This window comes from Actinoallomurus sp. NBC_01490 (assembly GCF_036227085.1).
GTDB lineage: Bacteria > Actinomycetota > Actinomycetes > Streptosporangiales > Streptosporangiaceae > Actinoallomurus > Actinoallomurus oryzae.
This window is the reverse complement of sequence record NZ_CP109433.1, coordinates 3,143,124-3,161,513: the sequence shown is the minus strand read 5'-3', so window position 1 is coordinate 3,161,513 and position 18,390 is coordinate 3,143,124. Positions and strand designations below refer to the sequence as shown.

Genomic DNA, 18,390 nt, shown 5'->3' with positions numbered 1-18,390 from the left:
GTCACTGGCCACCGGACCCGGGAGCGCCGGCGGGCAGCAGCTTCTGGCACTTCTGCGTCGCTGCCTTGAACTGCGGCGAGTTGGGGTCGACGCCCGACCCCGGGCCGCCCTTGACGATCATGCGCCCGTCCTGCGGGTCGGGGAAGTTCGGCACCCCGTTCTGGCGCATGCAGGTGACGTACTTCAGCATCTGCGCCTGCTGCTTCGGGTCGCCCGCTCCGGCCGCCCCGCTCGGCGCGTACGCCTTGCACGCCTCCTGCGCCGCCTTGAACGTCGGGCTGTCGGGGTCCATGTCGGTGCCCTTCTTCATGATGACCGTGGACCGCCCGTTGACCGGGTCGGGGAAGCTCGGCACCCCGTGACTCCTCATGCACTGCGCGTACTGCACCGCCTTGGTGGAGTTCGTCGCCTTTCCGCCACCCGCCGCGGCGGCGGAACTCGTCGCGCTCGACGAGCCGCCCGACCCGCCGCAGCCCGCGGTCCCGAAGGCCGCCGCCGCCACGGCCAGCAGGGCCGCGCTCCTCATCCGTCCGTTCATGTCCTGCTCCCTCGCATCGGTGTCGTGCGTCGGGGACCGTTGTACGGATGAGGCGGTCACACGGCGGTGCGCGGACCTGTGACCCGGCTGTGACCGGATATCGGGCATTCTCGACACCATGAAACGGCCGTTCGGGGAAGCCTGGCGATGAGAGTGCTGGTGGTCGAGGACCACGTCGAACTCGCCGAGTCGGTGGCGAGGGTCCTGCGCCGCGAGGGGATGGCCGTCGACCTCGCCCACGACGGCGAGGACGCGCTGGAGCGTACGGCGGTGACCGGCTACGACGTCGTCGTGCTCGACCGGGACCTGCCCGGCGTCCACGGCGACGACGTCTGCCGCGCCCTGGTGGCCCAGGCCACCCGCGTGCTGATGCTGACGGCGTCCGGCACGCTCGAGGATCGGGTCGACGGCCTCAGCATGGGGGCGGACGACTACCTGCCCAAGCCGTTCGCGTACGCCGAGCTGATCGCGCGGATCCGTGCGGTCGCCCGGCGCTCGCCGACCGCCTCGCCCCCGGTCCTGACGCACGGCGACCTCCGGCTGGACCCGGCCCAGCGCGTCGCAACCCGCGCCGGGATGCGCCTGCCGCTCAGCCCGAAGGAGCTCGCGGTGCTGGAGTACCTCCTGGCCGCCGACGGCCGCGCCGTCTCCGCCGAGGAACTGCTCGAACGCGTGTGGGACGAGGCGGCCGACCCGTTCACCACGACCGTCAAGGCGACGATCAACCGCCTGCGGGCGAAGCTCGGCGCCCCGCCCGTGATCGAGACCGTTCCCCAAGCCGGCTACCGGATCTGACGCCCATGCGCCCTCTGCTCCTCATGCGGCGGCTGCCGCCCCGTACGGTCCGGCTGCGCCTCACCCTGCTCTACGGCGCCCTGTTCGCGGTGTCCGGCGTGGTGCTGCTCGCGGTCACCTACCTGCTCGTCAGCCACTCGACGGGCCGACTCGTCTTGATCAAGCACCTGGACGGCCCGCCGATCTCCGATCTCGGCTCGCCCCCAGTTCCCCCCGACGCCCTGGGACAGGCCCGTGCGCAGGCGGCCCGCCAGCACGCCGCCGAACTGCACGAACTGCTGGTCCAGTCCGGGATCGCGCTGGCGATCACCCTGGTGATCTCGATCGCGCTCGGCTGGCTGGTCGCCGGGCGGGTACTGCGCCCGCTGCAGACCATGACCACCACCATCCAGCAGATCTCGGCGCGCAACGTCCACGAGCGGCTGGCCGTCGGCGGTCCCCGCGACGAGCTGAAGGACCTGGCCGACACCGTGGACGGCCTCCTCGGCCGGCTGGAGACCGCTCTCGACGCGCACAAGCGCTTCGTCGCCAACGCCGCCCACGAGCTGCGCACGCCGCTGACGCTCGAACACGCGCTGCTCGAGGAGACCCTCACCGACCGCTCGGCGACGCTCTCGTCGTTCCGGGCGACCTTCGAACGGCTGCTGGCCAACAGCGAGCAGCAGGAACGCCTGCTGGAGTCGCTCCTCACCCTCACCCGCAGCGAACGCGGCCTCGACCGGCGCCGGCCCCTGGACCTGGCGACCGTCGCCGACCACGTGCTGCTCACCTCGCGCCCGGAGGCCGGCCGTCCGCGCGTCCGGGCCGGCACCGCGCCGGCGCTCGCCTCGGGCGACCCGACCCTCGTCGAACGCCTGGTGACCAACCTGGTCGACAACGCCACGCACTACAACCGCCCGGACGGGTGGGTGGAGGTCACCACGGCGACCCGCGCGGGACGCGCCGTCGTCTCCGTGGCCAACACCGGGCCGGTCATCCCGTCCGATCAGGTCGACCGGCTCTTCGAGCCGTTCCAGCGCCTCGGCGACCGCACCGCCCGCAACGACGGCCACCACGGCCTCGGCCTGTCGATCGTCCGCGCCATCGCGACCGCCCACGACGCCACCGTCACCGCCCGCGCCCGGCCGGACGGCGGCCTCGTCGTGGAGGTCGCCTTCCCCGTCTGGGAGTACGCCGGGGAGCCCACCCCGTCCGTCGCGGCACAATGAGGGCGTGCCCGGATCGGATTCTTCGAAGGCGAACTGCGTGTGCGGGCTGCCCGCGCCGTACGACGACTGCTGCGGGCGGTTCCACCGCGGCGACGCGACGGCGCCGACCGCCGAACGCCTCATGCGCTCGCGGTTCGCCGCCTTCAGCGTCGAGGACGAGGCCTATCTCCTGAAGACCTGGCACCCGTCGACGCGGCCGCCGCGGATCGACTTCGACCCGGCCCTGCGGTGGCAACGCCTGGAGATCCTGCGGACCACCGGCGGCGGTCTCCTCGACACCGAGGGCACCGTGCACTTCCGCGCCCACTACGTCAGGCGCAAGCGCCCCGGCCACCTGGAGGAGAACAGCCGCTTCGTCCTTCACGACGGCGCCTGGCTGTATGTCACCGCGCTTCCGTGAACCGTCCAGAAGTCAGTGGCCGGGCGGGCGGTCGAAGCCGGGTGGGAAGTCCTTGTCGCGCCAGGCGGCCACTCGCCATTCGCCGCCCTCGTCGCGGGTCCACACCGTCGTGTTGGTGCCCTCGCGTGGCGGCCACTCCTTCTCGTCGGCGCGTGCCCCCGTCTGCGTCCAGTGCCAGTCGACGATCGCGACGTCTTGGCGGAGGACGCGCACGGCCTGAACACCACCCGTCGACGCGGCGTCGGTGAAGGTCGGGAAACCGGGAGGGGGCGTCGGGGAGTACAGCTTCTCGTGCAGCGAGCGGATCTCGTCGCGTCCGCGTGACACCATGCCGATCGGGTTGTGGAAGTCGGCGTCGGCATGGAACATGGCCACGAATTCCTCCAGGTCGAGGCGGTCGGCGGCCGACATCAGCCGGGCCACGGCGAGCCGTACCTCGCGTTCCGCGCGCTCTGTCGAAGAGTCCATCCTGTCTCCTGACTAGTTGGAATCGGATCTCCGCTTCCGGTATCGGCACCGTAGACGGCACCGCCTCAGCGCGTCAATCGGACCCGGATCTCCGGTTCCGGCCGCACTACACTCGGACGGCGTGAAGTCCGAAGAAGAGCGCCCGATGCGCGCGGACGCCCGGCGCAACCGCGAGCGGATCCTCAAGGCCGCTCGCCAGGTGTTCGCCGAAGAGGGCGCCGCCGCGCAGATGGAGCCGATCGCCAGGCGCGCGGGAGTGGGCGTGGGCACGCTCTACCGCAACTTCCCCACGAGGCGGGCGCTCATCGGCGCCATGCGCGCCGAGTGGACGGCCGAGCGCGCCGCCAACCTCGAACAGGCCCTCGCCACGGCCGATCCGTGGGTCGCGATCACCGAGTACGTCCACCGCAGCGCCGAGGCCATGAGCCGCGACGCGGGCCTGCGGGAGGTCTTCCCCGACCTGCCGGCCAAGGAGACCACCCCCGAGGCCGAGGCGGACTTCCGCGACCGGCTCTCCGTGCTCATCCGCCGCGCGCACGACGCCGGCGTGCTGCGTCCCGAGGTCACCGCCGAGACCTACAACGGCATGATGGTCGGCCTGGGCGCCGCCATCACGGCCGGAACCGACTGGCGGCTCGCCGCCGAGATCCTGCTCGCCGGCCTCCGCGCCGCGGACCCGCTCAGTCCGGCCGCGCGTACTCGCTGAGGATCATCTGAAGCGTCCGCCGTTCGGCGGCGAGCCGAGCCGCGCCGTCGTCGCCGGCCCGCTCATGGTCGCGCTCGGCTCTAAGGGTGATCAGAGCTTTCCACAGGGCCCAGCCGCGGGCTCGCGCCCACATGGCCGGGTCGACGGCCAGTGCCTCGCGGAACGCCTGCCGGCTCTCGGCGGTCGGCAGTTTCCATGCGATCGCAACGTCGCAGGCCGGGTCGCCGACGCCCGAGGTGCCGAAGTCGATGACCGCGGTCAGTCTGCCGTCCTCGACCAGCAGGTTGCCGGTGGCCACGTCGCCGTGGAACCAGACCGGGCTCCCCTGCCAGCGGGCACGGAGTGCCGTCTCCCAGATCTCCGTCGCCGTGTCGGCCGGTATCCGGTCCTTCAACGCGTCGATCGTCTCGCGGGTCTCCGCGTCGTAGGTGTCCGGCGGCCCGCCGCGGAAGAAGTTGTGCCGGCCGGCGGCCGGCCCGCCCGTGGGATCGACCCGCCGCAGGGCGGTGAGGAACGCGGCGAGGTCGGTGGCGAAGACGACCGGGTCGCCGATGCGTTCGGCGCTCGCGGTCTCACCGTCGATCCACGCACGGACGGACCAGGGAAACGGGTATCCCTCGGCGGGCACGCCCTTCGCGAGCGGAACCGGGATCGGCAACGGCAGGTGCGGCGCCAGCCTCGGCAGCCAGGTGTGCTCCTTGTCGACCTGCGCGGCGTACCCCGCGGCGCTGGGCAGCCGTACGGTCATCGTGTCGCCGAGGTGGAAGGTGCGGTTGTCCCAGCCGTCGTGGGCGACCGGGCGTACGGGCAGGTCGGCCCACTGGGGGAACTGCGCGCGTACCAGCCGCCGCACCAGCGCGGCGTCGATCGCCGGGGGGCGGGCGTGTCCGTCCGGGTTCATCCGCCTCAGATTCGCGACCCGGCCCCGCCCCGGCAACCGGTTTTCCGGGGTGCGGGATCGCGCGAGACGCCGTGGTCTCAGAAGTCGGCGTGCTTGCCGACGTACAGGTCCGCGAACGCCGTCGCGGCCGTTCTCGACTTCAGCAGCCGGCGCAGGCGCGCCTGCGCCAGGCGGGTGTGGAACAGGGACGAGCCCGCGGCATGCCCATGGAAGATCTCCGACAGCCACTGAGAGAACTCCTGGTACTGCCACACCCGGCGCAGGCAGGCGTCCGAGTAACCGGCCAGTTTCGTGTCGTCGCCGTCGTAGTGCGCGACGATGGCGGTGGCGAGCAGCAGTGCGTCGTGCAGGGCGAGGTTCATGCCCTTGGCCGCGATGGGCGCGACGAGGTGGGCCGACTCCCCCGCCAGGTGCAGGCGGCCGTACGACATGGGCTCCACGACGTAGTTGCGCATGTCCAGCACGCGCCGCTCGATCAGCGGGCCGAGGCGGATCTCCCCGTCCGGGATGGTCAGCCGGCTCCGCAGCTCTTCGTGCACGCGGTCTTCGGGCCAGTTCTCCTCCCGGTCGCCGGGCGGGCACTGGAGGTAGAACCGCGTGACCTGCGCACTGCGCGCCATGTGCGCGGCGAACCCGCGCGGGTGGATGCCGAAGATGACCCCGGGCCCGGACGGCGGCGTCTCGGCCAGCAGGGCGAGCCAGCCGATGCCGTAGTCGTGGGAGGCGAAGAGCCGCCCCGCCGCGGCGAGGTGACCGCGTGAGACTCCGCGGGCACCGTCGCAGCCGGCCACGAAGTCGCAGTCGATCCGGTACGGCCGGCCGTCCTCGTCCTCGTAGGTGACCGCGGGCCGTTCGGTCTCCAGGTCGTGCAGGCCGACGTTCCGCACCTCGAACCGGGCGTCGCCGCCGTGGTCGGCGTAGTGCGCGACCAGGTCCGTGACGAGGTTCTGCTGCGGGTAGACGAAATGGCGCTGGCCGGACAGCTCGCCGTACCGCACGATGTGGCGCACCCCGTCGACGCGGAACTCGAAGGCGTCCTGCGTCTGTGCCCGCTGGAGCAGCCGGTCGGCGAGGCCGTGGCGTTCGAGGGCGCGCACCGCCCACTCCTCGATGAACCCGGCCCGAGGCCGGCGCTCGATGAAGGCGCGGCTCCGCTCCTCGATGAGCACACAGTCGATCCCGGCGGCGCGCAGGAGGTTGGCCACCGTGAGCCCGGCCGGACCGGCGCCCACGACCGCGACCCGTGTGCGCGTGACCGTCATCGAGGGGCGAGACCGGCCGGGGGCGGGGGGACGAGAGCGGGCGTTCCCGTCACGCCGGGGCGCCATGCGACGGCCCGGCACGAGTCGGGAATCTGGCGATCCACGCGAAGAACGTACATGAGGGCCGACCCGTCGTACCTGCCGTGGAGGCCACTGATCGGTGGCCCTGACGCCGACCGCGTCAGGTGGCCGCGGCGTAGGCGGGGAGGGTGAGCGCCGAGTATTCGGCGCGGTCGTCGCCGACGGGCAGGGAGGTGAGCCCGCGCAGGGCCTCGTTGCGCCGTTCGATGGCTTCGGCGGTGCTGGGGAAGAGCGCGGCGTTCCCCTTCGTGACGAGCGCCTGGTTGACCTCCACGAACTCGCGTACGCCGTCCTCGTACGCGGCGAACGCCTCCGCGTGGCCGGGCCTGGTGGCGAGCTCGCCGGCGAGCATGTACGCGCCGACCAGCGCGATGCTCGATCCCTGCCCGGTCATGAACGAGGGCGCGTACGCGGCGTCGCCGACGAGCGCGACCCGGCCGGCGGACCATCGGGGCATGTGGATCTGGCTGACGACGTCGAAGAACAGGTCGTCGGCGGCGCGCATGGCGGCGGTCATGCGCGGGACCAGCCAACCGTCGCCCGCGAAGACCGAGGCGACCAGCTCGCGCTGCGCATCGGGGTTCCGGAAGGCGTCGAAGGGCGGGTCGGGACGGGTGAAGGTCAAGAAGCCATGCAGTTCGTCGCCGTCGCCGACCGCGTAGAGAGCCGCGGACCTGCCCGGGACGCTCCACAGGACGCCCTCGTGGGAGAGGTCGAAGTCGTTGCGCATGGTGAACCCGGCGAAGCAGTAGCCGAGGTAGCGATGGAACCGCTCCTCGGGCCCGAAGACGAGCCCTCTGGTGTTCGAGTGCAGGCCGTCGGCACCGACGACGAGGTCGAAGGTACGCCGCGCCCCGCCCCGGAAGGTCACGTCCACGCCGCCCTCGTGGTCGTCGAGCGTGGCGATCGAGTCGTTGAAGAGGAACTCCACGTCGTCGCGGACGGCGCCGTAGAGCACCTCCGCGAGATCCCCGCGGCGAACCTCCAGGTCGCGGCTTTCATCCCCACCAATGAGGACGTCGGGCCGGAGGGAGGCGATCAGGCCGCCGTCGGGGTCGAGGAAGGTGATCTTGTGGGTGTCGATGTGGGCGGCTCGGAGGCGCGGCAGCAGTCCCATGCGCCGGACGACCTCCAGGGCGGTGCCGCGGATGTCGATGGGATAGCCGCCGCCGCGCAGCGCTCCGGCCTTCTCCACGACCGTGACCTGGAAACCGTACCGGTCGAGCCAGAAGGCGAGCGCGGGGCCTGCGATGCTTGCACCGGAGATGAGGACCGTGCCTCGCGGTGAACGGCTCATTGCGTACTCCTGTCCCGCCGTTTCCTGAGGAGGGAACGACAACATAGCTACCTTAGGTATCCTTATTGGCGGCGCGGCGAACCGTCGGCCGCCGCGACACCTGACGCAACTATATACCTAACTTAGGTATCTAAATGGGGATGTGATGGACGACACTCAGCCCGCCGGCGACAAGGACGGTCCCGACTTCGACCTCATGGCCGTGTTCCCGCGCCTGACCCAGCTCGGCAACGTGATGAACCGCAGTGGCCTGGTCGAGCGCGCCATGGAGCGGGTCGGCCTCGGCCTGGACAGGCCGGCGATGTCGGTGCTGGTCACGCTGAAGATGTCCGACCGGCCGCTGCGCGTCGGCGAGATCGCCGAACGCATGCAGGTCGTCGGCCCCCACGTCACCCGGCAGATGAACGAACTGGAGCGGCGGGGCCTGGCACGCCGGGCCACCGACCCGGACGACCAGCGGGCACGTCTGATCGAGCTGACCCCCGAGGGAACGGCGGCGGCCGAGCGCTACCTGCGGACCATTCTCGGCTGGTTCACCGACGTCCTCGCCGGCTGGCCCGCGCGGGACCGCCAGGACTTCGGCCGTCTCCTCGGCCGGTTCGCCGACGACCTCACCGCGCGCCTGGCGGCCATCGACGACGAGAGCCCGTCCCGTCCGTAGCGAGCGCGGGGCCCCGAGCCGCGTTCCCGCAGCGCTTCAACCGGCGGGCGCCGCCGGGCGCAGGAGAAGCCCGGCCACCGCTCCGATGACCATCGCGACGACGTGGCCGACCGCCGCGACGTCGAGCCGGCCCAGCCCCGCGAAGATGTACGGCGCGAGCACGCCCAGGGCCGCCGCCGCGCCGAGCCGCCACCAGCCGCTCCCGGCGAAGACCCGCCATCCCCGGGCGGCGGACGCGGAACCGTACAGCAGCGTGCCGAGCAGCGCGGACGTGACCACGTACGACGGGCCGACGTCGTCGAGGAAGCGCAGCGACCCCGGTACGGCTCCGGTCGAGATGCGCCACGCCAGCAGCCCCTCGCTGACCAGCGTGGCGATGACGTGCGCCGTCCCGACGAGCAGCAGCGCACGCAGGTTGCCGAAGCGGTGCACCAGCGGGAACAGCCCGACGGCCGCGAACGCCGGCCACACCCACGGCTCACTCTCGGAGACGAACGCCGACGCGACGAGCGCGCCGATGGGATCCGACCGGAGGTTCACGAGGTTGGTCGCGGTCGCGGCCACCAGCGACCGCTGCCCGGCCGGCCTCAGCGTGTAGGTGTACACCACGGAGACGGCGCACAGGACCGCGATGAAGACGACCGGCACCGGGAACCGCCGGAGGAACAGGGACACCCCGGCAGCTTAGGGGTCGCGCGGATTGGCGATCTTCAGGGGCGTCGTGCTGGCCGGTTGTTCCAGCGGTGAGTGGTCCAGACGCGGCGGATCCAGGCTACGCAGGGTGATGATGGCGTCGGCGAGGTCGAAGAATGCGTCGATGACGTTCTCGCATCGTTCGTAGCAGCGCTGGAGGCGGTTGAAGGCGTTTTGCCACCGAGTTTGTCGGATCAGCTGGTGGAGCTTGGCCCGCGCCCGGGCCCCGGTCCACTCGTCACAGGTGCGTCGATCGGCGCAGCAGGCGGTCGATGTTCTCGCGGCTGCGCCTGTCGGTGGGGGTGTGGACGACGAGGCGGACGCCGGGGTGGTCGGTCAGTTCCATGCCGGTGGCGTGCAGGCTCACTTCGCCGATCCCCGTAACGTCGTAGCGCTTGTCACACAGGTGCGGTGGAGCGACGTCGTGCGTGGCCCAGAGCCGGGAGAACAGCGGGCTGGCGGTGCACAGACGGGTGACGAAGTCCTGCCATCGCGGGTCGCCCACGTTCTGGCTGTAGCGATAGCGGAATCCTGCCACGGCCTCGGGTGCCTGCTCGTCGCGGTTGACGATGTGGTGCTGCCCCTCCGGTGCCGCGAAGAGGTGCCAGAGGGTGTTGCGCTTGCCGGGCGGAGCACTGACGAGAGCGGGGTGCAGGGCGGCGTATGCACGGTTCCAGCGCAGCACGTCGGTGCGGGCGTCGACCAACATGGCGGGCAACGGGTCCAGCGCTTCCAGGACGGTGTCGAGGTGGCCGGGGAGCTCGGTCGGCGGATCGCTGGTGACCGGAGGCTGGGGGACCTCGGCCAGACGGTAGAGGTGGTCGCGCTCGGCGGCATCTAGAAGCAGCGTGCGGGCCACCGCGTCGAGCACCTGGGAGCTGACGTTGATCGGCCGCCCCTGCTCCAGCCACGTGTACCAGGTGATGCCGACACCGGCCAGCTGGGCGACCTCCTCGCGGCGCAGTCCGGGGGTGCGCCGACGGACTCCCGCGGGTATGCCGACGTCCTCGGGTGAGACCCGCGCGCGTCGTGAGCGCAGGAACTCCCGCAGTTCAGTCCGGTTCGTGGTTGTCGGCACATGTCCACTGTGCCAGAGCCGGGAGGCGTCGGCCTGGTGCTGCCAGTACCAGTATCAGCAGGCTTCTGGAACCGGTGTCCGCACAAGGCGCAGGCTCGTACTGCCTGTGTTCCTCAGGACGTTCCCGGGACGTCTTGCAAGACGTTCCTCAGGGCGGCTACCCAGATGAATGGACGACGAGTTCCGTGAGCAACGCATTTCACAACAAGGTCGCGGTCGTGACGGGCGGGAGTGCCGGTATCGGCCACGTCACCGCACGGAAGATCGCCGAAGGGAGCGGCACCGTCTACATCACGGGCCGGGACCAGGACGCCCTGACGGCGGCGGCCGCGGACATACCGGGTGATGTCATCGGGGTGCGGGCCGACTCGCGCTCGGCCGACGACCTCGACCGGCTCTTCGCGCAGGTGGAGCGGCGCAGCGGCCGGCTGGACGTGCTGGTCGTCAACGCGGCGGCGATCGCGACCGCACCGCTGGGAACCATCACCGAGGACGTCATCAGGATGGTCTTCGACGTCAACATCACCGGCACGATCATGACCGTCCAGAAGGCGCTGCCGCTGCTGGCGGACGGTGGCGTCATCGTCCTCACCGGCTCGATGGCCGCGCACAAGGCGTCGCGCGGGCGGAGTCTCTACGCGGCCTCCAAGGCCGGGGTCCGCGCCCTCGCCCGTACCTGGGCCCTTGAGCTAACCCCACGCGGGATCCGGGTGAACGTGGTGAGCCCGGGTCCGACGGACACGCCCGGTATCGCACAACTGGCCGCCACCGCCAAGGAACGCGAGGCGCTCTTCGCCACGATGGGCACCGGGACCCCGATGACCCGGGCCGGTACCGCGGAAGAGGTCGCCGCCGTCATCGCCTTCGTCGCCTCGGACGCAGCCTCCCACGTCAACGGCGCCGACTACCAGGTCGACGGCGGATACGGCCAGGTCTGACACCCTCATGGGGCCTTCACGGACTACCTGGACACGGCCGAATGTTCTCGATTGTGCGACATCCCGTGGAACAGGTCGAATCGACGATGCCCTCATATAAGCAGCCGAACCGGAGCACCTGCAGCAGCTTGTCGAAGATGATCCGATCGTCGATCCGACGGCGGTGGCACCCCAGCGGGTGTGCAGCGTTCTAGACCGGACGATCGGGCAACAGCGCGGCGAACTGGTTCCACAACGGTCGATAAGCCATGATGGCAACACGGCACGCGTCCTCCATGGTCACGAAGCGTCAGCAACTTCATGATCGACAGGACCGTGCCCGTACCCCTGTCACGACATCCCACCGCGACCGCACTGTGACCTATCCGCGTGGGCTCTTAGAACTCCGTGCGGAGAGATCCCGTGGGGCGTTCCGCACGGGGTGCCCGGCGGGGTTCGAGGCGGGCGAGGAGGAGACCGACCGCCGCGCCGGTGATCAGGGCCACCAGGTGGCCGACGGCGGCGACGTCCAGGTGGTTCAGCCCGCCGAACAGGTGCGGGGCCAGCAGCGCCAGGCCCACGAGGGCGCCCAGGCGCCACCAGCGGCTCGCGACGCGGTCGAACAGCCAGTGTCCGTGGCGGGCCGTGCGCACCGCGGGCTCGGGGCCGTACAGGATCGTGGCGATCAGGGCGGAGGCGATGACGTAGGAGGGACCGACGTCGTCGAGGAAGCGCAGCGACCCCGGTGCGGCGCCGGTCGAGATCTGCCAGGCCAGCAGGCCTTCGCTGATCACTGTGCCGATGACCTGCGCGGCCGCGACGAGAAGCAGGGCCCGCAGGTTGCCGAAGCGGTGGACCAGCGGGAACAGCCCGACGATCGCGAAGCCGATCCAGATCCACGGCGTGGCCTCGGACACGAAGGCCGAGGCGATGAGCGTGCCGAGCGGGTCGGTCCGCAGGTTCACGAGGTTGGTCGCCGTCGAGGCGACGAAAGATCGCTGGTCAGACGGCGCGAGCCCGTAGGCGTACACCGACGAGACGGCGCACAGCGCGATGATGAAGAGGATGGGCAGGGGGAAACGTCTGAGGAGCGAGGGCACGGCGGAAGCCTAGTGCGGCCGACTGAGCGTTTTCTGACAACCGGCCCAGGGGTCAGACCGCTGTCACCCGCCCGCCACCCCGCCACAGACGGCGCCCCTCGCGGTCGACCGCCGCTGTCACCCGCGGGCCACCCCACCGCTCGCGGAACCGGCCGCAGGCGGTACGCCTCACGGCCAGGGATCAGGCCGCAGCCACCCGTCGCCGGCCCGGCCACTCACCGAACCGGCGCGGACGGCACCCCTCACGGCCGAACGCGGGGCCGGGATCAGGCCGCCGCCCGCCGGCCGGGACGGCGCTCGCGGAACCGGCGCAGGCGGTACGACTCGCGGTCGACGGCCGTCGTCACGACGACCTCGCGGAAGCGGCCCGGCGCCTCGGCCGCCCAGAAGGCGCCCGCGACGGTCACGGCGGTGGTCCTGCGCGACGTGCCGCCCGCGCGGAACTCCACGAGGACCTCCCCGCCGGGCGGGAGCTGCCCCCACGCCACCGAGAACCCCCGCCCGCGTACGGCGCCGCGGACGAGCACGGCTCCGGGGCCGCCCGCGACGGCGACGTCGATCAGGCCGTCGCCGGTGTGCACCTCCAGCGCGGGGCGGTCCCCGCTCCCCCGTCCGAGGCGCAACTCCCAGCCGCTCTCCGGCAGCGGCGTCGCGCCCGGCGCGATATCGGCGTCCATGGACATGGCTCCTGCTCCTTCCGTGTGAAAAGGGGCGGGCGGAGCCCCCCTCCGCCCGCCCCGGGCCCCTCAGATGGCGCCTCAGATGGCGCCTCAGATGCCGCCTCAGATGGCGACTGCGCCCTCGGCCGAGTTCTCGCCGCGCCGTACGAGCAGGGCGGCGACGGCCGCCACGAGGGCGACCGCGGCGGCCACCGTCATGGAGGTCTGGAAGCCGTCCATGAACGCCAGGTGGCTGCCGGTGGTGATGGCCTTGGCGGCCGGCGCCGACGTGCCGGGCGGTACCGGCGCGACGCCCTGGGCGACGTACTCCTTGGCCCCGGCGAACCGCTGCGCGGCCGGTACGGGCAGGCCCGCCCCGGTCAGCCGGTCCATCAGGACGTTGCCCACGCGCGTGGACAGGATGGTGCCGAGGACCGAGGTGCCCAGCACGCCGCCGACCTGGAACGCGGTCTGCTGGAGTCCGCCCGCGACGCCGGCGAGCTGTACGGGCGCGTTGCCGACGATCGCCTCGGTGCCGGCCGTCATGATGAAGCCGAACGCCAGGCCGATGAGGATGAACCACGGCCAGATCGCGTTGTACGAGGCGTCCACCCCGATCCGCGACAGGCCGAACATCGCCACGGCGGTGAAGACCATGCCGAGGATCAGCGGCACGCGCGGGCCGAAACGCTGGGTCAGCGCGCCGCCGAGCGGCGAGGACACGATGAAGATGCCGGTCATCGGCAGCATCCGGACGCCGGCGGAGACCGGGCTCATGCCGTGCACCTGCTGGAGGTACAGCGTGATGAAGAAGATCGTGCCGAACAGGGCGAAGGTGCCGAGCAGGAGCAGTCCCGTCGCCGCCGACAGCGAGACCGAGCGGAACAGCTTCAGCGGCAGCACGGGATGCGTGGCCATCAGCTCGCGGACGACGAACCCGGCGAGCAGCACCGCGAACGCGGCGAACGACCACAGCGGCACCGGGTCGCCGAACCCGTACGTGCCGGCCTTGATCAAGCCCCAGACCAGGGCGAACAGCGACGCGGACAGCAGCGCGACGCCGGAGATGTCAAAGGACCCGTGCGCGCCCTCGTCCCGCGACTCGCGGACGACCCACAGGCCCACGAGCAGGGCGATGAGGCCGAGCGGCGCGTTGAGGAAGAAGACCGACTCCCAGCTGACGTGCTGGACGAGCAGCCCGCCGACGATCGGCCCACCGGCGATGGAGACGCCGACGGTGGCGCCCCAGATGCCGATCGCGGCGTTGAGCCGCTGCGGGGGGAAGGTGTTGCGGATGAGAGCCAGGCTGGCCGGCTGGAGCAGCGCGCCCGCGACGCCCTGGACGACGCGCCAGAAGATGACCATGCCGATGCCGCCCGACACGCCCACCAGCACGGACGCCGCGGCGAAGCCGATCACACCCGCCAGGAACGTCTTCTTGCGGCCGAACCGGTCGGCGATCTTCCCCGCCGGGATCAGCGTGACGGCGAGGGCGAGCAGGTAACCGTTGGTGACCCACTGCAGACCGGCCAGGTCGGCGTGCAGGTCCTTGGCGATCGCGGGGTTGGCGATGGACACGACCGTCGCGTCCAGGCCCACCATCATCACGCCGAGCGCGACGGCGAAGAGTGTCAGCCAGGGATGACCGTGGCCGGCGCGGCGGGGTCTCTCCCGCGCACCCGCGTGCGGCGTGAGTGTCGCTTGGGACATGAACTTGCCTCCGTGAAGTTCGAGATGGCCCAAAGCTGTCATGCTGTGACACATGTCGTCAAGCGACTAAAGTCGCGCTATGACTACTGTCACAATGAGAAAAGTGGTCTTGGCTAAGTGAACGGCGTCCGTTACTCTGCGGGCATGGAGGCGACCACGGTGGAAGGCGGCTGTGCGGCGCCCATGGCCGGCCGGCGTGAGCGCAAGAAGCAGCGCACCCGTGAGGCACTGGTCGACGCGGCGTTCCGGCTGTTCCAGCAGAAGGGCTTCGACGCGACGACCGTCGAGGAGATCGCCGACGAGGTCGACGTCTCCTCCCGCACCTTCTTCCGCTACTTCGCCTCGAAAGAGGACGTCGTCCTGACGTTCCAGGAAGAGCAGTTCGTCACGATGCTGGAGGCGCTGTCCTCCCGCCCGGCCTCCGAGCCGGTGCTGACCGCGCTGCGCAACGCGGCGGTCTCGGTGATCCGCGCCTGCGAGGAGGGCCGGTACGGCTTCGACCCGGAGCGGTTCGGCTGCATCCAGCAGATGATGGAGAGCAGCCCGGCCGTGTTCGGCCGCAGCCTGGAGCACGGGCAGAAGAAGCAGTCGGAGATCACCCGGATCATCGCCGAGCGCATGGGCGTCGACCCGGCCGCCGACCTGCGGCCGCACGTGATGGCCGGCCTGGCCAACTGCGCGTTCCACAGCGCCTTCGAGGTGCTCGCGGCGGGCGTGGCCAAGACCGACCGCTTCTCGGAGGTCGTGGACGAGGTCTTCGAGGTCATGGAGGACGGACTGGCCTACCGGTCCGAGGAGACGACCGCCGCCGGATGACGGCACGCCGGCCCACGGATCACCTGGGGGGTGGATCTCCGTGGACCGGCGCACCTACGGGGGATACGGCCGCGCGGCGGGGGAACCGCCGGCCGCTGCTCGCGGCTCCGTCGTGGGGATCGACGGGCCGCACAGCGGGGCTCACGTGTGGGGTCACGCGCCCCGGGGAAAGTACGGGGGTCAGGCCGCCAGGGAGAGCGGCCGGGCGCGGTGAGGCTCGGTCACGAAACCGTCAGGGGCGAGTTCGCCGGTGTCGTCGAAGATCACGACGCCGTTGCACAGCAGGTACCAGCCCTGCTCGGGGTGCGACGCCACGACACGTGCCGCCGTGTGGTCTGCTGCGTTCGCCGCGGGGCATGGAGGCCGGTGCCGGCACATGTCACTCCCCTTCCTCGCTCGTTGCCGTCTTGACTTACCAACACCACAATCCCTCGCCGGATGCCCCACGTCAGCGCCGCCACCCCCCAAATCACCCGCCTGCCAGCGGCAGTACGGGTATTCCTGCTAGCCGGTATGCCGTCGGTCCTCCGGGCCGCGCCGCGCGGCTCCGCCTCCGGCCGGGGAGGGGTCCGGCTCGCGTGCGCCGCTCAGGTGGCCCGGCTCAGGATCAGGCCGCTCGTCGGAACGCCGGTGCCCGCCGTGACCAGGACGTGCGACACGTCCGGGACCTGGTTGACCGACGTGCCGCGGATCTGGCGGACGGCCTCGGCGATGCCGTTCATGCCGTGGATGTAGGCCTCGCCGAGCTGACCGCCGTTCGGGTTGACCGGCAGGTGGCCGTCGAGCTCGATGCCGCCGTCCGCGACGAAGTCGCGGCCCTCGCCCCGCCCGCAGAAGCCCAGCTCCTCCAGCTGCATCAGCACGAACGGCGTGAAGTGGTCGTACAGGATCGCCGTCTGCACGTCCGCGGGGCGCAGGCCGGACCGCTCCCACAGCGCGCGGCCCACCACCCCCATCGCGGGCAGCGCGGCCAGGTCCGTGTCGTAGTAGCCGAACATCATCATCTGGTTCGGCCCCGAGCCCTGGGCGGCGGCGGTGATCGAAACCGGCGGATTCGGGAGGTCGCGGACCCGGTCGGCGCCGGTCACGACGATCGCCACGGCGCCGTCGGACTCCTGGCAGCAGTCCAGCAGGTGCAGCGGCTCGACCACCCAGCGGCTCGCCTGGTGCTCCTCCAGCGTGATCGGCCGCTCGTGGAACCACGCGCGGGGGTTGGTCGCGGCGTGCCGCCGCATCGCGACCGCGACGCGCCCGAAGTCCTCGCTGGTCGCGCCGTAGTCGTGCAGGTAGCGCCGGGCCTGCATGGCGACCCAGGCGGCGGGCGTGGCGAAGCCGAACGGCAGGTGCCAGGAGAACTCCATCGCGGTCGTGCCCGGAGCCATGGCCGTGGTCGCCTGGCCGAAACGCTGCCCGGACCGCTCGTTGAACGCCCGGTAGCACACGACCGTACGCGCCTGCCCGGTCGCCACGGCCATCGCGGCGTGCGCGACCGTGCCGCAGGCCGCACCGCCGCCGTAGTCGACGCGGGAGAAGAAGCTCAGCTCCGGGACGCCCAGCTCGCGGGCGACGGCGATCTCGGCGTTCGTGTCCTGGGTGAACGTCACCAGCCCGTCGACGTCCGACGGCGTCAGCCCGGCGTCCTTGAGCGCGGCGACGCACGCCTCGGCGGCGAGTTGCAGCTCCGAGCGGCCCGACTCCTTGGAGAACTCCGTCGCTCCGATGCCGGCGATCGCCGCGCGTCCCGAGATCGTCATGCGGGCTCCCCCAGCCGTACGGTCGCCACCACGTGATCGCCCAGGCCGACCGCGCCGCGCACCTCCAAAGTGCCGTCCTCGCCGGCACGGCCGGTGAGGGTCAGCGTGTCCCCGGCGTACGCGGGCGCGCCGAGCCGCAGCGCGATGCCGGCCAGGCGGGCGTCCGGCCGGCGTTCGAGGGCGTACCGCTGGACCAGGCCGATCGTGGTGAGAATGTTGAGGAAGATGTCCGCGGAGCCCTGGGCCCGCGCCACCGCCGGATCGTGGTGCACGGGCGTGAAGTCGCGGGTCGCCAGCGCCGTCGAGATCACGAACGTCGGCGTCAGCTCGATCCGCAGTTCCGGCTCGCCCGGCTCGAGACCGCGCTGCGACTCGCCGGCGCTCGGCTCGGCGGCGCCCGGCTCAGGGACGCCTGGCGGCTTGTCCGCGGTCGGCGCGGCGGCGGCCGGGCGCCACTGCGGCAGCGTCAGCTCCTCGTCCATCCGCTGGAACTCCAGCTCCACCGGCATGCCGACGTAGGCGTCCCCGGGCGCGCAGCCGAGCAGGTTGCCGATGATCCGTACGCCCTCCTCCAGCTCGACCAGCGCCACGACGTACGGCGGGGTGAGGCCCGGCACCGGCGGGTGATGGTGCACGACGTAGCTGTGCACGACGCCGCGCCCGGCGGCGACGACGTGGTCGCGCTTGGTCGCGTGGCAGGCCGGGCACATCGGCCCGGGCGGGTGGCGCAGCGCGCCGCACTCGGCGCAGCGCTGGATCCGAAGCTCACCGGCCCGTACGCCGTCCCAGAAGAACCGGGTGTCGGGGCCGACGGCGGGGCGCAGCGGATACCGTCCGCCGGCCGGGGCGGGCGGCGCGCCGCGCGGTTTGAACTTCAGCACCCGGAACAGCATCTCGGCGACCCGCTCGCCGCCGGAGTACCAGCGCTCGTACCAGGTGACGAAGTAGCCCTCGCCGAGCGCGGTCCGCTTGGGTCCGGTGACGCCGTCGAAGAGCACGGTCGTGGACAGCTCCTCGCCCAGCCGCAGGTACCGGTCGTAGGTGTGCTCGCAGTTGGTGGCGACCACGCCCGTGTAGCCGGACTCGTCCAGCAGCGACAGGACCCGGTCGGGCACGCTCTGTCCGGGATCGCTCTGGTCCGGCCGGTCGCCGGTACCGGCCATCGACCAGACCTGGATCATGGCCGGTGGGGCGTACTCCGACCAGCGGCCGCTCCGGTCGCCGAGGGCCTGGGTCCAGTTGCGGATCATCGCGGCGTTCACCGGGTCGGGGCAGGGCATGGCGGCGCTCTCGCCCTCGGCCGCGAGTTCGTCCGCGAGCGCCATCAGCCGGTCGTGCATGTCTCT

At 71.6% G+C, this 18,390-nt stretch carries 20 protein-coding genes and 1 pseudogene; 7 read left to right on the top strand and 14 right to left on the bottom strand.

The genetic code is table 11. From position 1 onward, the window contains the following. Position 1: 1 nt before the first annotated feature. The gene (locus OG417_RS15230) at positions 2-538 is read right to left on the bottom strand and encodes a hypothetical protein (RefSeq protein WP_329255888.1); all 537 of its coding nucleotides are present in this window, start codon (positions 536-538) and stop codon (positions 2-4) included. 147 nt (positions 539-685) lie between these two features. On the opposite strand from OG417_RS15230, the gene OG417_RS15225 reads away from it, so the two are divergent. Genes OG417_RS15225 through OG417_RS15215 form a run of 3 tightly spaced genes read left to right on the top strand, consistent with a single transcriptional unit; the run spans position 686 to position 2,941 of the window. Next, on the top strand, positions 686-1,333 hold the full coding sequence (locus tag OG417_RS15225; RefSeq protein WP_329255887.1) for a response regulator transcription factor: 648 nt from the start codon (positions 686-688) through the stop codon (positions 1,331-1,333). Between the two features lie 5 nt (positions 1,334-1,338). Further along, the gene (locus OG417_RS15220) at positions 1,339-2,541 is read left to right on the top strand and encodes a sensor histidine kinase (RefSeq protein ID WP_329255885.1); all 1,203 of its coding nucleotides are present in this window, start codon (positions 1,339-1,341) and stop codon (positions 2,539-2,541) included. A gap of 4 nt (positions 2,542-2,545) precedes the next feature. Beyond that, positions 2,546-2,941 carry a YchJ family protein gene (locus OG417_RS15215; RefSeq protein ID WP_329255883.1) on the top strand — a complete coding sequence of 132 codons (396 nt, stop codon included), beginning with the start codon at positions 2,546-2,548 and terminating at the stop codon, positions 2,939-2,941. 12 nt (positions 2,942-2,953) lie between these two features. Here OG417_RS15215 and OG417_RS15210 read toward each other — a convergent pair whose 3' ends face one another. Continuing rightward, positions 2,954-3,409: a YybH family protein gene (locus OG417_RS15210; RefSeq protein WP_329255881.1), complete on the bottom strand. Its 456-nt coding sequence runs from the start codon at positions 3,407-3,409 to the stop codon at positions 2,954-2,956. Positions 3,410-3,530: 121 nt separating this feature from the next. Between OG417_RS15210 and OG417_RS15205 the strand changes: the two genes are divergently transcribed. Then, positions 3,531-4,115 (top strand): TetR/AcrR family transcriptional regulator, encoded by a 585-nt coding sequence (locus tag OG417_RS15205; protein ID WP_329255879.1) that lies wholly within the window; start codon positions 3,531-3,533, stop codon positions 4,113-4,115. On the opposite strand, the gene OG417_RS15200 is transcribed toward OG417_RS15205, so the two are convergent. From OG417_RS15200 to OG417_RS15190, 3 genes are all read right to left on the bottom strand, one after another. Further along, a complete protein-coding gene (locus tag OG417_RS15200; RefSeq protein WP_329255876.1) occupies positions 4,090-5,016 on the bottom strand; it encodes an aminoglycoside phosphotransferase family protein in 927 nt (308 codons plus the stop codon). The genes OG417_RS15205 and OG417_RS15200 overlap by 26 nt on opposite strands. A gap of 77 nt (positions 5,017-5,093) precedes the next feature. Further along, entirely contained in the window at positions 5,094-6,278 is a 1,185-nt protein-coding gene (locus tag OG417_RS15195; RefSeq protein ID WP_329255874.1) for a 4-hydroxybenzoate 3-monooxygenase, read from the bottom strand. Positions 6,279-6,459: 181 nt separating this feature from the next. Further along, positions 6,460-7,656, bottom strand: coding sequence for an FAD-dependent monooxygenase (locus tag OG417_RS15190; RefSeq protein ID WP_329255872.1), 1,197 nt, complete (start codon positions 7,654-7,656; stop codon positions 6,460-6,462). Positions 7,657-7,801: 145 nt separating this feature from the next. Here OG417_RS15190 and OG417_RS15185 point away from each other — a divergent pair, with 145 nt between their 5' ends. Further along, positions 7,802-8,317, top strand: coding sequence for a MarR family winged helix-turn-helix transcriptional regulator (locus tag OG417_RS15185; RefSeq protein ID WP_329255870.1), 516 nt, complete (start codon positions 7,802-7,804; stop codon positions 8,315-8,317). A 36-nt stretch (positions 8,318-8,353) separates the two neighbouring features. Here the strand turns inward: OG417_RS15185 and OG417_RS15180 are convergent, their stop codons facing one another. The 3 genes and pseudogenes from OG417_RS15180 to OG417_RS15170 form a co-directional block, all read right to left on the bottom strand. After that, entirely contained in the window at positions 8,354-8,992 is a 639-nt protein-coding gene (locus OG417_RS15180; protein WP_329255868.1) for a rhomboid-like protein, read from the bottom strand. A 35-nt stretch (positions 8,993-9,027) separates the two neighbouring features. Further along, positions 9,028-9,202, bottom strand: a pseudogene (locus OG417_RS15175) (IS5/IS1182 family transposase); the annotation flags it as partial. 46 nt (positions 9,203-9,248) lie between these two features. Continuing rightward, on the bottom strand, positions 9,249-10,088 hold the full coding sequence (locus tag OG417_RS15170; RefSeq protein ID WP_329255866.1) for a helix-turn-helix transcriptional regulator: 840 nt from the start codon (positions 10,086-10,088) through the stop codon (positions 9,249-9,251). A 185-nt stretch (positions 10,089-10,273) separates the two neighbouring features. On the opposite strand from OG417_RS15170, the gene OG417_RS15165 reads away from it, so the two are divergent. Further along, entirely contained in the window at positions 10,274-11,026 is a 753-nt protein-coding gene (locus OG417_RS15165; protein WP_329255864.1) for an SDR family NAD(P)-dependent oxidoreductase, read from the top strand. A gap of 377 nt (positions 11,027-11,403) precedes the next feature. Here OG417_RS15165 and OG417_RS15155 read toward each other — a convergent pair whose 3' ends face one another. From OG417_RS15155 to OG417_RS15145, 3 genes are all read right to left on the bottom strand, one after another. Continuing rightward, positions 11,404-12,105, bottom strand: a complete 702-nt coding sequence (locus OG417_RS15155) for a rhomboid-like protein (protein WP_329255862.1) — start codon at positions 12,103-12,105, stop codon at positions 11,404-11,406. A gap of 266 nt (positions 12,106-12,371) precedes the next feature. Continuing rightward, positions 12,372-12,782: a hypothetical protein gene (locus tag OG417_RS15150; protein WP_329255860.1), complete on the bottom strand. Its 411-nt coding sequence runs from the start codon at positions 12,780-12,782 to the stop codon at positions 12,372-12,374. Positions 12,783-12,887: 105 nt separating this feature from the next. Beyond that, positions 12,888-14,474 (bottom strand): MFS transporter, encoded by a 1,587-nt coding sequence (locus tag OG417_RS15145; protein ID WP_329255858.1) that lies wholly within the window; start codon positions 14,472-14,474, stop codon positions 12,888-12,890. A gap of 144 nt (positions 14,475-14,618) precedes the next feature. Between OG417_RS15145 and OG417_RS15140 the strand changes: the two genes are divergently transcribed. Continuing rightward, on the top strand, positions 14,619-15,290 hold the full coding sequence (locus OG417_RS15140) for a TetR family transcriptional regulator (protein ID WP_329255856.1): 672 nt from the start codon (positions 14,619-14,621) through the stop codon (positions 15,288-15,290). 180 nt (positions 15,291-15,470) lie between these two features. On the opposite strand, the gene OG417_RS15135 is transcribed toward OG417_RS15140, so the two are convergent. The 3 genes from OG417_RS15135 to OG417_RS15125 all read right to left on the bottom strand — a co-directional run bounded on the left by OG417_RS15135 (position 15,471) and on the right by OG417_RS15125 (position 18,384). Beyond that, positions 15,471-15,668, bottom strand: coding sequence for a DUF5999 family protein (locus tag OG417_RS15135; protein WP_329255854.1), 198 nt, complete (start codon positions 15,666-15,668; stop codon positions 15,471-15,473). A gap of 209 nt (positions 15,669-15,877) precedes the next feature. Continuing rightward, positions 15,878-17,044, bottom strand: coding sequence for a lipid-transfer protein (locus tag OG417_RS15130; protein WP_329255852.1), 1,167 nt, complete (start codon positions 17,042-17,044; stop codon positions 15,878-15,880). Further along, positions 17,041-18,384, bottom strand: coding sequence for an OB-fold domain-containing protein (locus tag OG417_RS15125; protein ID WP_329255850.1), 1,344 nt, complete (start codon positions 18,382-18,384; stop codon positions 17,041-17,043). The genes OG417_RS15130 and OG417_RS15125 overlap by 4 nt, the downstream gene beginning before the upstream one ends. Positions 18,385-18,390: the final 6 nt, after the last annotated feature.

Coding starts and splice junctions, on each gene's coding strand:
- OG417_RS15225 (WP_329255887.1), top strand. CDS start 686: ATGAGAGTGCTGGTGGTCGAGGACCACGTCGAACTCGCCGAGTCGGTG.
- OG417_RS15200 (WP_329255876.1), bottom strand. CDS start 5,016: ATGAACCCGGACGGACACGCCCGCCCCCCGGCGATCGACGCCGCGCTG.
- OG417_RS15210 (WP_329255881.1), bottom strand. CDS start 3,409: ATGGACTCTTCGACAGAGCGCGCGGAACGCGAGGTACGGCTCGCCGTG.
- OG417_RS15145 (WP_329255858.1), bottom strand. CDS start 14,474: ATGTCCCAAGCGACACTCACGCCGCACGCGGGTGCGCGGGAGAGACCC.
- OG417_RS15125 (WP_329255850.1), bottom strand. CDS start 18,384: ATGCACGACCGGCTGATGGCGCTCGCGGACGAACTCGCGGCCGAGGGC.
- OG417_RS15135 (WP_329255854.1), bottom strand. CDS start 15,668: ATGTGCCGGCACCGGCCTCCATGCCCCGCGGCGAACGCAGCAGACCAC.
- OG417_RS15150 (WP_329255860.1), bottom strand. CDS start 12,782: ATGGACGCCGATATCGCGCCGGGCGCGACGCCGCTGCCGGAGAGCGGC.
- OG417_RS15195 (WP_329255874.1), bottom strand. CDS start 6,278: ATGACGGTCACGCGCACACGGGTCGCGGTCGTGGGCGCCGGTCCGGCC.
- OG417_RS15130 (WP_329255852.1), bottom strand. CDS start 17,044: ATGACGATCTCGGGACGCGCGGCGATCGCCGGCATCGGAGCGACGGAG.
- OG417_RS15220 (WP_329255885.1), top strand. CDS start 1,339: ATGCGCCCTCTGCTCCTCATGCGGCGGCTGCCGCCCCGTACGGTCCGG.
- OG417_RS15185 (WP_329255870.1), top strand. CDS start 7,802: ATGGACGACACTCAGCCCGCCGGCGACAAGGACGGTCCCGACTTCGAC.
- OG417_RS15140 (WP_329255856.1), top strand. CDS start 14,619: ATGGAGGCGACCACGGTGGAAGGCGGCTGTGCGGCGCCCATGGCCGGC.
- OG417_RS15230 (WP_329255888.1), bottom strand. CDS start 538: ATGAACGGACGGATGAGGAGCGCGGCCCTGCTGGCCGTGGCGGCGGCG.
- OG417_RS15190 (WP_329255872.1), bottom strand. CDS start 7,656: ATGAGCCGTTCACCGCGAGGCACGGTCCTCATCTCCGGTGCAAGCATC.